Source organism: Paenibacillus nuruki (genome assembly GCF_963311185.1).
Taxonomy (GTDB): Bacteria; Bacillota; Bacilli; order Paenibacillales; family Paenibacillaceae; genus Saccharibacillus; species Saccharibacillus nuruki.
In genome coordinates this window covers 3,687,660-3,702,729 of record NZ_OY725677.1, presented here as the reverse complement: position 1 = coordinate 3,702,729, position 15,070 = coordinate 3,687,660, and the positions used below count along the sequence as shown (strand labels likewise).

The window sequence follows — 15,070 nt, the reverse complement described above, 5'->3', positions numbered from 1 at the left end:
GATGAATGAAGTGGTTTTTTGTTGCATTTACAACAAAATTAAATTATATTAATATCAACTATTTGTTGCATTTACAACAAAATGATTAAAGGAGATAGATATGAAAGAGATACTTCGTGAAATTGGAATGATTGCTAGAGCGCTAGATAGTATTAGCAATATTGAATTTAAAGAGTATAACCTGACAAAAGGTCAGTATTTGTACCTTGTACGTATCTGTGAGAACCCTGGTATGATTCAAGAAAAATTAGCAGAAATGATCAAAGTCGATCGAACAACAGCTGCTCGCGCGATTAAAAATTTAGAAGCGAATGGATTGGTGCACAAAAAAGAAGATCCACATAACAAAAAGATCAAAAAGCTTTTTGCTACAAATCAAGGAGAACAGATCTATCCTATGATCAAAAAAGAAAATGATTACTCTAATCTGGTGGCACTGGAAGGATTGTCAGAAGCCGAAACTGATTTGATTTTCGACCTTCTGCAAAAAGTAAGAAAAAATGTAGAAAAGGATTGGACATTTGTGAAGAAAGGCAATAAACGCAATTATCAAGACGGTATAAAGGAGCGATCTGCCCAGATGAGTATCACAATACGAACATGTACTTTAGAAGATATCGAAGAGTTACAAGAGATTAGTTATCAGACATTCAACGAAACATTTAGAGAACAGAATTCACCTGAAAATATCGATCATTATTTGGAGAAAGCATTCAATCGTCCACAGTTGGAAGAAGAATTAAAGAATCCGTATTCGCAGTTCTTTTTCGCTGATGTGAATAATGAACTTGCTGGTTATCTCAAGATCAATACCGATCAAGCACAATCGGAAGAAATGAGCGAGGATGCTCTGGAAATTGAACGCATCTATATCAAGCAATCATTTCAAAAACATGGCGTAGGCAAGTATTTATTTCAGCAAGCCCTTCAGATCGCGCAACAATTGAATAAACAGCAGATGTGGCTGGGCGTATGGGAAAAGAATGATAATGCTATCGCCTTTTATCAAAAGCTAGGGTTTGAGCTAACCGGTCAACATTCGTTTTATATGGGAGATGAACAGCAGACCGATTTAATCATGACAAAAAGACCACTTTAATGATAAGTGGTCTTTTTGACTAGAATAGGATGCAATTAGTATGAAAACTTAGCCTGATACGCATTCATTTCTTTATGGAACTGTGTCAGTAATTTGTTAGCTATTGCTAATTGAGTATTTGCTTTTTTGGAGATGCTAGGATCTAATTTCTTTTTGGATAAATACTTTTGGAAAAGAAGCATACCTTGCAATTGATAATTAGCGCCTTTTACATATATTCTATGCATACGAGCCAAGTCTTTGTTAGGAGTATAGATTTTTTGTACCCCTTTAACAAACTTTTTATAGTTCGGAAGGGCAATACCTGTAATCTCTACATAAGAAGGACGATGATCTGAAGCTTTCACTTTTTTATTTTCTTTAAAAATAGTCAGAGCAATCTGTTCATATTCTTGAAGAGGTTCCAATTGAGCATCATAATCCACATAGTCATGATACGCCTGCTTGTATTTGGCAGGGACATGGCTATCATCATAACCATATTCAGAAGAAGTTGCTGCATGAGTGGACTGAAGAGGTGCAACCAATAACGCACTTTGTACGATCAAAAAGGTCAGCGTCAATATCCACAATAATCGAGCTTTCACGTTACTATATAATCCCCTTTCGCTAATATATTTAGAGAAGACTCATTATAACATAGGTTGATTTTGTCATTTCCTGTTACTATTTGTATCGTCATTTTGCACTCTTTCTTTTAGAAAGTTAGCAAGCATATTTTAGTGTATATCGTCAATATAAGCAAATTTAATTGCTTGGTGAGTATTGGAAACGGTTAACTTATAAAGAATGAACCTTTAGCACACTGCTAAATACGGTAACATGTTAACACGTTCTATAGGTGCTTTGCTATCTTCTTAAGGAAAAGGAAGTGTACAGATGGTCAAAAGAGTGATTGTAACAGGTGGTAGTGGACTTGCTGGTAAATGGGTAGTGAAAGAACTATTTGAACAAGGGTATGAGGTACTGAATCTGGATAAAGTGCCTTTGGATCATCCACATGTACGGACATTAATTACAGACCTTACGGATGCAGGGCAAGTGTTTAACGCTCTAGCTAGTCCTACCATTGATAAAAGTTACCACGAATCGATAGCATCACAACCGATTGATGCGATTATTCATCTGGCGGCGATTCCGCAAATTTTAACGTATCCCGACAACGAAGTGTATCGAATTAATGTGATGAGCACCTACAATATATTAGACGCTGCAACTAAATATAATATTCCTAAAGTGATTCTCGCTTCGAGTGAAACGACTTATGGTACTTGTTTTGCAGATGAACATCGTGATCCTGATTATTTCCCATTGGATGAAGAGTATCCTATTAATCCGATGGATAGTTATGCTATGTCTAAAGTAGTTAATGAAGTAACTGCCAAAGCTTTTCAGACCCGTACAGGTATTGATGTGTACTGCTTCCGGATTGCCAATGTGATTGATCCTGCGAGATATGTAGATTTCCCTGCTTATTTTGCCGACCCTATTCAGCGCAAACGGATAACATGGAGCTATATTGATACTCGTGATCTAGCACTGGCATGCCGATTAGCGGTAGAGACAGATGGCTTAGGATTCCAGGTGATGAATATTGCGGCTGATGATGTGTCTTCTGATCGACCGACCAAAGAATTAATCGCAGAGTATTATCCGAATGTTCCTGTGAAAAAAGAATTAGGTGAATATGAGACATTGGTGAGCAATACCAAAGTCAAACGATTGCTTGGATTCGAGCAACAGCATTATTGGAGATCTTATGTAGACGTAGATACAAAATAGAATACAACATACGATCAAAAAGGGATTTAGCCGTCATATCAGCTAAATCCTTTTTTTATTATTGATCTACGATAGAGTCATTACTGTGAAAATGGAGCGTTATACAAAGCGATTTCTTCATTAAATTCACTGATCAATAACTGACCTTGAGTGAATTTGACGTTCGCTTTTTTGATAATGGTTGGGTCAGGGTTAAGCTTAGACACGTATTTCTGGAAAAGGACCATCCCTTCCAATTGAAGCGTAGTTCCTTTGATCAATTTGGAGTGGATAGTGGAAAGATCATTGTTGTTAGGCTTTAGTTGCTTCATTCCACTTAGAAATTTTTTGTAATTGGGAATCGCGATATTCGTCATTTCGCTATAAGCTTGCTTGCGTGTAGAAGCTAATACTTTTTTGTACTTGTTTAGAATCGAGACTGCTTTGGTCTCATAAGGAACCCACTCTTTATATTGACTATAATAATCGGCATAATCGTCAAAAGCTTGCTGTAGCTCAGGAGCGACTTCATGATCGCTGTAGGTATCTTCTTCAATATCAATCGGTTCAGGTGCAGAAGGACTTTGGTTAGACAGTGGTTTGTTTGTTGTTGCTGCATGTATAGTAGCTGATGAATAAAACACAGGGATAAGTGTAAATACCATCAACATCACGATCACTCGCAACGATTGCTTTTTCATAGACAATAAAGTCTCCTTTGTACCTTTTTTTCTATAAAAATCCATTTATAAAGGTATCATATCAGAAAAGGTTCGCCAAGAGGTAACACTAAAATAACACAATCCCAATAACTGCTGAACCTGTGATCACCATTAAAGGATGAAGCTTGTACTTAACAATAGCCCAGAATGCGGCAACACCAATCAGTAAAGTCGCTAGTGTTGTCCAGCTCATGACAACTTCAGCATGATTAGACAGACCAAAATGGATCGCTGCATAAGCAATCAATCCAGTAATAATAGGGCGCAATCCGTAAAAAGATGATTTGACCCACCTATTCGAATGGATACGGTAAAAGAACGCTGCAATGATAATCACAACAATCAGCGAAGGAAGTACGATCCCTGTCGTCGCTACGATAGCTCCTGTTAAGCCTGCGGTCTCATAGCCAATCAAGGTTGCACTATTGGTAGCAATCGGTCCGGGGGACATTCCAGCAAGGGAGACTGTACTTTGAAATTGTGCATCGGTTAGCCATCCGTATCGGCTAGATTCATACTGGATCATCGGAATCACAGCATAACCGCCACCGAATGAGCTAAAGCCAATTTTTAAAAAGCTTAAAAATAATTGCCATAATAACATGATATCTCCCCCTTAGATATAATACTCAATCGTCGGTGGAATATGATCATGGGTGGCTTTTTCAGTACGTGTGGTCATGCCTAGTTTCTTTTTGGCTTGAATAATTAAGATCCCTATTCCAAGTCCGAAAAGAATCATAAAGATCGGATTCAGACCGGTGATCAACAGTGTAATGAGTGCGCCAATCGCAACAACAATCGTAGAGCGATCAAAGAGTGCATTTTTACCCATCCGATAAGCCGCAACAGCAATCAGCCCGATCACAGCGCCATGAATCCCTTGAAAAGCTGCTTGCACTTTAGGTTGATCTTGAAAAAAAGAATAAAAAGCGCTTAAAGCAAATACGATAAAAAACGTAGGTAATGTAATACCGAGTACAGCTGCTATCGCTCCGGGAATCTTACCCATTCGATATCCTAGAAACGTAGAAGCATTCACTCCTACACCGCCAGGAGCAGAACCTGCAATCGATAATAGATCGCTCATGTCTTGTGCATTAATCCATTTACGCTTGTACACCACTTCTTTTTCCAATATCGGAATCATTGCATAACCGCCGCCAAAAGTCGCAGGGCCAATTTTGAAAAAAATCCAGAAAAGATTCCATAATAAATGTATGTTGAACTGAAAATGTTCAGTTTTAGTTGTTTTCATGTTCTTCACTCCGCTCTTAGTTACAAGTATATCATCTTTTAATCATTTTGAAATAAACTTTGGCTTGTGAGGAGTTCAATGTTTCTAATCATTGCTAAAGTGTTTGCTTATAAATCAAAAATAAGCTATAAAATAAGTGTATTCATGTTCTTTTTTTCTCGTTGATAAAAAGTGGTCAAGGCGATGTTTACAGGATACAATGAAGGCAGATTTTAACCTTGAAGCGGAGTTGAAGAGGGATAGATCGTTTACGGTATCACCTCTTTTTTTATAAAATATGTCGCATGTATCCTGCTAAATGTTAGAGAAGGGAAGAACGTATGAATACATTTCAATTTCCAATGAAAATGGTCAAACGGCAAGTCTATGATCGTATAGCGGTGCAAGACCAGATTTCCAAAACCGAGTTGTTGCAAGAAATGGATATTACCAGTAGCAGTCTGAATCGTATTCTCGATGAACTGGTACGAGAAGGATGGATCAGTGAATCAGGTCAAGGACAATCGACAGGTGGACGGCGACCTACATTATATCGGATCGATCCTACTCATCGTTATATTTTGGGATTGGAGATTTCTCGTGTCTATTCGGTGCTAGGATTATACGATCTTCAGATGAACACGATTGCTTCGTATCGCTGGTTTATGGATGAACAGATGACACCGGAGCGCTTAGTCGATTATGTGGAAGAACGTATCGACTGGATGTTGAATGATTATCAATTAACATGGAGTCAGATTATCGGTATAGGGATTGGTGCAGTCGGCCCTCTAGATCGAGAAAAAGGGATCATTCTGAATCCTGTTTATTTTCCGGCGACCGGTTGGAAAAATGTTGCGATCTGCCAGATGCTGAATGAACGTACAGGACTGATGGCTGTGCTTGAAAATGGAGCGAATACAGCTTTGATCGGCGAACACTGGGCAGTTCGAGATGAGAACATGCAACATATGTTATTTGTAAATGTAGGAGCAGGGATTCGTTCTGCTATGATGTCTGGTGGACAATTGGTACGTGGGGCTGTAGATCGTGAAGGATCTATCGGACAGATGATTATTCAGACCGATGGAGAAAGACTTCATGATCAAGGAAATTATGGAGCATTAGAAGCCTTTGCTTCGGTTCAAGCATTAGAACAACAAGTTCGGCAACGGATGAAGCTTGGCATGGATATCTGGGAAGCTGCAGAAGATTTAACACCGGAACAAGTTCATTTTGATACGTTGATTACAGGGCTGAATCAAGGGAATATTTTTCTACAAGAGTTATTTGCTCGTTCTGCTGGTTATATGGGGATTGGTCTTGCCAATATTATTCATATTCTACTACCGGAGAAAGTGATCCTTGGCGGAGCTCTGATTAATGCCAATCCTTCTTATTATGAACAAGCCATAGCTGTGGCTCGCAAGAAAGTAGGGTATGATGATAGTTACCAGCCTATCTTCTCCAAAGGCGTGTTACAAGAACGCGCTGTCGCTGTAGGCGCTGCTGTAATGATTTTGCAACAGATGGAGTTGTAATCGGATCGGTTGGATTGACGCTACGTCGGGATGATGCTAACATGGCGATGTGACATTACAATATCTGTATATCTGAGGAGAGAAAAATGATGAGTAACCACAACAACTTTCCGATCGAACTAGGGCAATTCCGTGATGATCTTGGATTGCTAGAAGACGAAGCATTTCAAAAAGGGTTTCTCATATTGGACGAACAAGGTAATGAACATGATATGATGATTGTCAAAACGTTTACGTATGATCAGATTCCATATGCTCTTTTGTTACATAAAGAACCTTCTCCGCTAGATGGTACGATTTTGAAAGTCGAATATGATGAGGAAGAAGATGAATTTTTCTTAAATCATATTACCGATGATGAAGAATGGGAACGCATGGGGCAAGTGTATGAAGTTATTATTCAGTTAAATAAAGACAATCCTACCGATAAGTAGAATAAAAATAAAGCCCTCCTCATAGATGTAGAGGAAGGCTTTATTTTTATTTATTCAAATTTAACAATATAATTTGCAAATCGATCATTGAATTGCTCTACCAAGTCGCCGCCTTGCCCGATCAGATTAATTCCTTTTTGGACAGAGGTGTAATTCACTTTAGAAGTAGATAATCCTTTTTTGATTAATTTCATCCCTTGCAGATTGAGAGAAGCTCCTTTGATGTACACTTTGTGCATAGAAGCTATTTCTTTATTGTTGGTTTTGATCTTTTTCATGCCTTTTAAAAACAAAGTATAGTTCGGGATAATCGTCTTGGTCAGTGCAGTATAAGCAGGTTTACGATTAGAAGTACCGAATCCGTTAAACGTATTGAGTTTGTCTACCGATTTGTTCTCATAATCAGCCAAGACCGCAACGTCATCTGCATAATCTAACAATTGCTCGTATTCTTCTAACAAAGCAGGATCAATATCTTCGTCAGCATACGTATCTTCATCTACATTTGTACTATTGTCCTCTGAGATCCATTCACTGTCTGTTGAATCTGTCGAAGTGGTATCTTCGGCTGCGAAGGCAGAAGCAGTAGGCATCAAAGGAGTAACGATCAGTAGAAAAGCAAGTAATGCTGTACATAAATTCTTTTTGTTCATGAGTAATAATAGCCCCTTAGTGTGTAAAGTACGATTTGGATATATTCACATGCTAAGGTTTATTGTGCAGGTAGGAATTTGGAAATATAAGCTTCCATTTCTTTATCAAATTGAAGCAACAAATCGCCGCCTACATCTAGTTTAGCATTAGACTTGTTCAGTATATCATCATTTAATTTGGTTTTGGATACATATTTTTGGAATAAAACGAAGGCTTCCATTTCAATAGTAGCGCCTTTTATATATTTAGCATGCATCTTAGCCAGCTCAGGATTAACCGGTTTGATTTGTCTGATGCCAGTTAAGAATTTTTTGTAATTTGGGATAATCGTATTGGTGACAAGCAGATATTCTTGCTTGCGATTGCTGCTAGTTACATAATCATTTTTGTAATAAGCTGTCCATGCCTTTTTCTCATACTCCAACAACGGAGCCATCTGATCACTGTACTCTAAAAGCTGAGAAGCTTCTTCAACGAGAGCGGGGTCCAGATTGTCTACACTTTCACTATCTTCATACGTGTCTTCATCTACAACTTCTGTACTGTCATCTAGCGAAGAAGAAGAGAATGAAGAAGCCATCGTTTCCAGATCCATCGTATACGTGCCATCCGGTAAATCAGTATCCGTAGCCGCATAGGTAGCGCTTGCAAACATCAAATTAGAACCTGTCAAAACAGCTGTGAGCACCAGTGTAAGCATGAGTTTTCTATTCATCTGTGATAATCCCCTTTTATCTAGCGTTTGGCAGTATAAACGCGACCCCATGCAATCAAAAATGATTTTTGCAACGCAAAATATCTGACAATCAGCGTTTGGCAGTATAAACGCGATCGAGTTCTATAAGAAATGATTTTTGCGAGGCAAAATATCTTACATTTCGAATCTAGCGTTTGGCAGTATATAAAATGATTATGTTGAAAATTTAACACGTAAATTGAAAAAAACCAATACTAATTTATCCATATTTTAAAAATAATAATAATCGTTAACAAACCGTGGTAGATTGCTATCTTGTTTTAAGGTTTAAAGTATTAAAGAGACTGTTATTCATAGACCAATATTGCGACAAGTTATATATAAATAAGACTCAAGGGGGAAATGAAGATGGAGAAGCAATATGACCTGATTGTTATTGGAACAGGTAGCGCAGGAGCAGGTGTAGCCATCGCTTGTAGCAAAGACGACTGGAAAGTAGCGATTATTGATTCGAGAGCTTACGGTGGCACTTGTGCGCTTCGTGGATGTGATCCGAAGAAGGTTCTGGTTGGTGCGGCTGAGATAATTGATTGGAACGAACGAATGCGTGGCAAAGGGGTACAAGATCAGCCGACGATCAACTGGGCAGACCTGATGGCTTTTAAAGAAACATTTGTCGAAGATATTCCTCCTGCTCATGAACAGAAATTAAAAGATGCAGGTGTTGAGACTTTCCACGGATTCACTTCGTTTATCAATGAAGATACCGTTCAAGTAGGAGACGATCAGCTGAAAGGCAAACATATCTTAATTGCAACGGGTGCTAAGCCTGCTCCATTATCGATTGAAGGAGAGCAGTATCTAGGTAACAGCGATGATTTCCTGAGTTTGGAACAATTGCCGTCTACGATTGTATTTGTCGGTGGAGGTTATATTTCGATGGAATTCGCTCATATTGCGGTAAGAGCAGGAGCCGAAGTACATATCATCCATCATGGAGAACAACCACTGAGTCATTTTGATCCTGATTTAGTGGATGAATTGATGAAGCGTTCACGAGAAGTCGGTATCCAATTTCATCTGAATACAGAGATTCAAGCGATCAAGCAGACAGCAGAACATCAATACAGCGTACAGGCTGTGCAGAAATCTAATGAACAAGAAAAATCGGTACAGATCGAATGTGGTCTGGTGATCCACGGTGCAGGACGTGTACCTAATATCGATAAGCTTGGGCTGGATCAAGCCAATATTGATTCAGAGAAACAAGGAATAACGGTGAATGAGTATTTGCAAAGTACCAGTAATCCACGTGTCTATGCGGCTGGTGATGTAGCAGCAACCAAAGGATTACCACTCACTCCGATTGCAGGGATGGAGTCTCAAGCGGTACGAGCGAATTTGCTTCAACACAATGTGCAAATACCGAATTACAAAGTGATGCCAAGTATCGTATTTACTATTCCCAAGTTAGCATCGGTTGGTATGACTGTTGAAGAAGCGCAAAAGTTAGGTGATGATATCAAAATAAACGATATGGATACTTCCTCATGGTACACCTACAAACGAACCAATGAAAAACATGCTCGCATCAAAGTCATTATAGATACGCAAGCAAGACGAGTACTAGGTGCTCATATATTAAGCGGAGAAGCAGATGATTTGATTAATCATTTTGCAACAGCGATTCAATTCGATCTGGATATTGATGAATGGAAAAAAACAATCTATGGTTATCCGACAGCGATGTCTGATCTATCGTACTTTTTAGAAGAATAGTCATTGTTAAAAAGATCTATAAAGTGCAATCCTTATCCAAAGGATTGCGCTTTTTTTATATGGCACTGCGTAATTTCCCTCTTGTCAGACGTTAACAATTCAGATATCATCGAAATAAAGCGCTTACATTTATTGGAGAAGGAGACTGTATATTCTGTAATCATCACAAGGAAAGGGGTATTACTATGTATGCAGAATTAACGGCTGATCGTTATTTGTTAGCTGGACCATCGCCTTGTTACCGTCCGCAGGTGCAACAGAAATGGGTTATTCTTTATACATTGTCCGGTCAGGGAATGATTCATGATCAGGATCATCGTCTGGAATGTCGTGCAGGAAGTATTGATATTATTCCACCCGGTATGCAAAAAAGCGTCTGCCAGCCGTCACATCATCGTTTGGAAGGCATTTGTTGTTATTTTACCGCTCATCCTCAATGGTCTATTCTACTCAAAAGTATTCAAGATTTCTGTCCTAGCCTACATATACAAATCGATCATTCTATTTTAGCTTCACGTGTCCAACATGCCTTTGAACGACTGCTTGAATATTGCACAGAGCCTGTGAGCAGATATGATAATGAACTTTCTTTTCATACCCTTAGCGAAATTTTACTATCGATTACGGTATACTATGAGCCTCAAGAAGATCGTACCGATTCCAGAATTACAGAGATCATTCATTACTTGAAAGAACACTACAAAGAAGACATACGTATCGAGCATCTCGCACAGCATGTCTGTCTTTCGCCTTCGCGATTGTTACATCTATACAAAGCAGAGACAGGGGAGACCATCGTCGATACAGTCACACGTATGAGGCTAGAACAAGCTGAATATCTGTTACGTTTCACCCCGCAGTATATTAACGAAATTGCCTATGAAGTAGGCTTCAATTCACAGACTTATTTTTCCCGTAAATTTGCTGAGCACTTTGGTGTCAATCCATCGACATTTCGCCAAGGACATACATTACAACCGATCATACTGACTTCTTAATGGCACAAAAAAAGCCCCTGTGGCTTAGAACAGAAACGATAATCGCTATCGTTCTGTTCTAGCACAGGGGCTTTGTGTATTCATGTAACGGAAGTTACATTTTATTATTTAGAACGATTTTGTTTGTTGTGTTGCACACGTCTCATCAACAATCCAAACAATAATAATGCAGATCCAGCTAACCAGAAAGGCATGTTACTGGACTCACCTGTTTGTGGCAAACGATCCACATCAGGTGTGCTTGTTGGGTTAGACGGATTCGTTGGTACTGTTCCTTTAGGAATCGGATCATCGTTAACCGGAATATCTTTGTCCGGTGTCACAGGTACATTACCTTGAGGGATCGGATCATCATTGATCGGAACCTCTGGGTCTGATGGTGAACCCGGTGTTGGATTGTTGCTTACCGGAGTTGACGGCTCATTCCCTGGTTGTGACGGCTGTGTTGGTGAATCCGGTGTTGGTTCTGTATTACCTTGCGGAATCGGATCATCATTTACTGGAACCGTTGCAAATGGATCATCCGGTGTAGGCTCTACACGTCCACCAGGAACATCATCATCGTCATTGTTAGATGGTTGTCCAGGAGTCGTTGGTGTCGAACCATCTGGTGTTGTCGGCGTTGTTGGTGTCGTAGGTGTTTCGCCACCACCGCCGCCTCCAGGTGGTGTGACTACTGGTGGTTCTGTTACCGGCGGGATCACAACAGGTGTTTTTTCGTTAGTGATCGTCATGGATAACATGTTGCCTTTTTTCTGAGTAGTCGCATCAATCGTTACATTATGAATCGTTGGATCAAGAACATATCCAGCAGGTGCTTTGATTTCTTGCAATGTATATTTACCATAGAGCAGGTTCGTATACATCACTTGACCTTGTGCATCTGTTGTAAGTTCGATCGCTGGCTTCGCTTGAGCTACATCTTGTAATTTGAAAGTTGCATCTTCCAGCGGCAAGCTCTTATCGTCTTTATCCACTTTTTGTACAGATAACTTACCGACTACTCCAGAACCCGTACCAGAACCTGAAGAAGTACGAACTTCAATTTCTTCCTGAGTCACGAGTGTACCTGTTTTGATACCGTTACCTGTAAAGGCTACGCTATTGCTTACTTTTTCTCTATCCGATGCTGTAATCATACTTGAATACTCTAGAATGAATGCAGATGAGATCGGTTTGAGGAAAGTCAGTTCAAAGCGAGGTGCATCGCCTGCAAAAAATGCTAATTTATAGTCTGTATCTTTCACCAATTCATTACCTTTGGCAAGTGCGCCATTGCTCGCTACATTAGCTGCGAACAAGTGGAAAGAACTAGCAGATAACATTTGGTTAGTTGTAGGAGTATCTATAATTTTGGCATTTTCAACATACGATTGACCACGGTTGATATACACCGTCCAATTAATTTTATCTCCATCTTGTGTACCTGTTTTGGAGACATATTCGCCACCTTTAGGAATCTGAACAACAGCTGCCCACGGATAATAATCATTTCCGCTACGAAGTACAGCTTCATTATGAATGTTCGATTCAATCACTTGATTCTCAAGCGTTGTTTTGAACGTAATCCAGTAAGGTGTTTTGATTGTGTTATTAAAAGCAAGTTTTAGTACATTTGTACTTTCTGCCGTTGGAGCAGTGAATGTATACGCTGAAGGATCTACTGTAGAACCTTTAGAAGTACCATTCCACCAGCCTAAAATATTCAGATTGTTCACTTCAAGTGAGCCAGGTACATAGGTCTGACCTGATTCAAGTGTATCTGTAATCACAGCATTAGGTAGTTCCTTTTTGTTGTAATTCGCTTTGATTGTCCATGTGATTTCTTTGGTTGTTGCATTATAGACGCCTTCTTTAGAACCGTTATTAACGGTCATATTATCTGGCCAGAAGCGTGCTTCTGTCGTCTGGGAACGAGGTGTTCCGTTCTCCGTCCAAGTCAATTTAGCACCATTGTAGAATTCAGGTTTTGTTTTATCTATTTTCCAATCGTTATTGAACGTTGTACCATACTGGATAGTCAACTGTTCTGTCACGTCTTGAGCAAATTTGATATCAAAACCAGACTTGGCATTGCTAGTTGTTACCGTATAAGCAGCAGTTGGAAGCTTACTGCCATCGGCTTTGCGAATCACTAGCGTAGAAGGTAAAAATTCTAAGCCACCGTTAGTGAAATAATCATTGATCGCTACATTGGACATTGTATATCCATCGCGATTAACAACTAATTTCCATGTCGCAATTTTACTACTATAATTGGCATCTGCTAATGTTTTGACAAAAATCGTACTTTGCAAGTTTTGACCTGCTTGTTCGCTTGTTCCGTCTGAAGTTACTTTGTTGATTACTTTTTCATCGGTATAGACACGTCCAGTAGCTTGTGTCTGATAAGTGATTGTGTAACCAGAAGTAATATCAGAGTTGAATTGAAGATCAAAACCGTTAGTGCCTTTGTCGTTAGTTACAGGCGTTAACGTATAATCTGTACCTTCGACCATTGTAGTACCTGTCGTTACATTAACCACTTTAAATGTATTCTGAAGGAATTGTTGTGTGCCATTAAAGCGATCTTTAAGTAGTGCTTTGGCTTGTGAAATGGGCTGTTCATTCATGTTGTAATTGATAGCCCATGAGATGGTGCGAGTCTTATCATCATAGCCGACTACGTTTTTAGATAAAAATTCACCACGTTTGACACTGACTGTAGCACTGGCTTTGACTGATTCAACATCACTTGTAAGTGTCGCTGTATTCGTATAGCTCGTTTGTGTACCTTTATCTACACTTGTAGAGTAAGTCACACGGTAAGCTGAGCGAATACTTTGATCAAATGTAATTTTGAAATCAGCAGGGTTTGTTGTTAATTGATAACCTGAAGTGATTTCTTGACCGACTTTAGTACTACCGTCTACATTGACATTCAACTCATACACATGAATCGAATTAGGATCAAGAGTAAGACCGGCTGGAATGGGATCGGTTAGAACACCATTTTGAACATGTTTTAGATTGGTATTAACATCAACCGTCCAATTCACTTGTTGATTTTTTTGCACTTCACCTTTTTTGCTGATTGCTGTACCTTTTTGAGGTTTGATAAACACAACAATCACTTGATCCGCACCATTAATAGGAAACGGGATCTTGACTTCTGTACTGCCTGTTAAGATTTCTTTGCTAAATTCAGTATTAACTTGAAGCATACCGCCAATTTGAGAATGTTCTTCAACGAATTTGTTAAATGTCATCGTAACATGACCTTTAGTCGTTACATTGAAGCTACCTACAGAATCACCATCAAAACTGAGCGGCACGTTATTGATATCATTGTACAATTTGAATGCTGAAGGAATATCAAATTCAAAAGTAGAACCTGCTTTGTATGATCCGTTATCCGGCAATTGCCATTGATAGATCAGACTGACAGGAGCACCTGCTTCGATCTGATAATCTGGATTTTTGACCATATCGATTACGTTATTGTTAGCATCAACAATAGTAACATTCGTTAAGATACTTTGTGAGTTAGCTACTGGAGCAGGGTCCGGGGCAGCTGGCGTTGTAGTGGTAGGGTCTGTAGGTGGAGTTGTACCTGGATCTCCTGTTGATCCATTACTACCAGATCCACTTCCATCTGTCGGGGCGTATGTATCCGACTGTACAGTAGATTGACTATTGTTACTTGTAGCATCTGTAGAACCCGATTGAACGGCTTGAGAGGAATCAGTAGATTCCGGGCTAGCTGGTGTTGTATCGGCAGCGTATATGGTACTAGTTGCACCAACAAGAAGGTGAAACATAAGAATTAGCGACAGTACGAATGCGCTTATTTGTTTTGCTGTTTTCATCTAATATCCCCTTGCAATCTGAATGATAAGTGGCATGCGAGCCTGACGACTAATAGTTGACTTACTGTAAGTTTTAAAATTAAGCTATTTGTGTGAGTTGCTCCTTTCATTTTTGATAGTACCTGCTTTGACATTATACATGCTGTTTCTGAACAATTTCTCAACAACTTTTAGCAATTGGGCAGGAACTTTTGGACAAGTAATAAATACAAAACAATGAATTGAAGCAAAACCAAATACTAGAAATTAAAACTGACTCATTATTTATATCATACAAGCCGATAGAAACGCATAAATAAA

At 39.2% G+C, this 15,070-nt stretch carries 13 protein-coding genes and 1 pseudogene; 7 read left to right on the top strand and 7 right to left on the bottom strand.

Features of this window, described 5'->3' with window-relative positions; translation table 11 throughout:
• Positions 1–100: 100 nt before the first annotated feature.
• Positions 101–550: pseudogene (locus RCP16_RS16415) on the top strand (MarR family winged helix-turn-helix transcriptional regulator); the annotation flags it as partial.
• Between the two features lie 30 nt (positions 551–580).
• A complete protein-coding gene (gene paiA / locus RCP16_RS16410) occupies positions 581–1,099 on the top strand; it encodes a spermidine/spermine N(1)-acetyltransferase (protein WP_308642501.1) in 519 nt (172 codons plus the stop codon).
• Between the two features lie 35 nt (positions 1,100–1,134).
• Here the strand turns inward: paiA and RCP16_RS16405 are convergent, their stop codons facing one another.
• On the bottom strand, positions 1,135–1,686 hold the full coding sequence (locus tag RCP16_RS16405) for a hypothetical protein (RefSeq protein WP_069329467.1): 552 nt from the start codon (positions 1,684–1,686) through the stop codon (positions 1,135–1,137).
• 292 nt (positions 1,687–1,978) lie between these two features.
• Between RCP16_RS16405 and RCP16_RS16400 the strand changes: the two genes are divergently transcribed.
• Complete coding sequence (locus RCP16_RS16400) at positions 1,979–2,881, top strand: NAD-dependent epimerase/dehydratase family protein (protein ID WP_069329466.1); 903 nt, start codon at positions 1,979–1,981, stop codon at positions 2,879–2,881.
• 80 nt (positions 2,882–2,961) lie between these two features.
• Here the strand turns inward: RCP16_RS16400 and RCP16_RS16395 are convergent, their stop codons facing one another.
• The 3 genes from RCP16_RS16395 to RCP16_RS16385 form a co-directional block, all read right to left on the bottom strand.
• Positions 2,962–3,561, bottom strand: coding sequence for a hypothetical protein (locus RCP16_RS16395; RefSeq protein ID WP_308640833.1), 600 nt, complete (start codon positions 3,559–3,561; stop codon positions 2,962–2,964).
• An 88-nt stretch (positions 3,562–3,649) separates the two neighbouring features.
• Positions 3,650–4,186: a chromate transporter gene (locus RCP16_RS16390; protein WP_308640832.1), complete on the bottom strand. Its 537-nt coding sequence runs from the start codon at positions 4,184–4,186 to the stop codon at positions 3,650–3,652.
• A gap of 12 nt (positions 4,187–4,198) precedes the next feature.
• The gene (locus RCP16_RS16385) at positions 4,199–4,840 is read right to left on the bottom strand and encodes a chromate transporter (RefSeq protein WP_308640831.1); all 642 of its coding nucleotides are present in this window, start codon (positions 4,838–4,840) and stop codon (positions 4,199–4,201) included.
• 320 nt (positions 4,841–5,160) lie between these two features.
• On the opposite strand from RCP16_RS16385, the gene RCP16_RS16380 reads away from it, so the two are divergent.
• Both RCP16_RS16380 and RCP16_RS16375 read left to right on the top strand, forming a co-directional pair.
• Entirely contained in the window at positions 5,161–6,360 is a 1,200-nt protein-coding gene (locus RCP16_RS16380) for an ROK family transcriptional regulator (RefSeq protein WP_308640830.1), read from the top strand.
• An 89-nt stretch (positions 6,361–6,449) separates the two neighbouring features.
• Complete coding sequence (locus RCP16_RS16375) at positions 6,450–6,794, top strand: DUF1292 domain-containing protein (protein ID WP_161594296.1); 345 nt, start codon at positions 6,450–6,452, stop codon at positions 6,792–6,794.
• Between the two features lie 50 nt (positions 6,795–6,844).
• Here RCP16_RS16375 and RCP16_RS16370 read toward each other — a convergent pair whose 3' ends face one another.
• Positions 6,845–7,447, bottom strand: a complete 603-nt coding sequence (locus tag RCP16_RS16370) for a hypothetical protein (protein WP_308640829.1) — start codon at positions 7,445–7,447, stop codon at positions 6,845–6,847.
• A gap of 59 nt (positions 7,448–7,506) precedes the next feature.
• Positions 7,507–8,163, bottom strand: a complete 657-nt coding sequence (locus tag RCP16_RS16365) for a hypothetical protein (RefSeq protein ID WP_308640828.1) — start codon at positions 8,161–8,163, stop codon at positions 7,507–7,509.
• 390 nt (positions 8,164–8,553) lie between these two features.
• On the opposite strand from RCP16_RS16365, the gene RCP16_RS16360 reads away from it, so the two are divergent.
• Entirely contained in the window at positions 8,554–9,924 is a 1,371-nt protein-coding gene (locus tag RCP16_RS16360; protein WP_308640827.1) for a dihydrolipoyl dehydrogenase family protein, read from the top strand.
• Positions 9,925–10,109: 185 nt separating this feature from the next.
• Positions 10,110–10,922, top strand: a complete 813-nt coding sequence (locus RCP16_RS16355) for a helix-turn-helix domain-containing protein (protein WP_273593104.1) — start codon at positions 10,110–10,112, stop codon at positions 10,920–10,922.
• Between the two features lie 104 nt (positions 10,923–11,026).
• On the opposite strand, the gene RCP16_RS16350 is transcribed toward RCP16_RS16355, so the two are convergent.
• Positions 11,027–14,770, bottom strand: coding sequence for a collagen binding domain-containing protein (locus RCP16_RS16350; RefSeq protein ID WP_308640826.1), 3,744 nt, complete (start codon positions 14,768–14,770; stop codon positions 11,027–11,029).
• Positions 14,771–15,070: the final 300 nt, after the last annotated feature.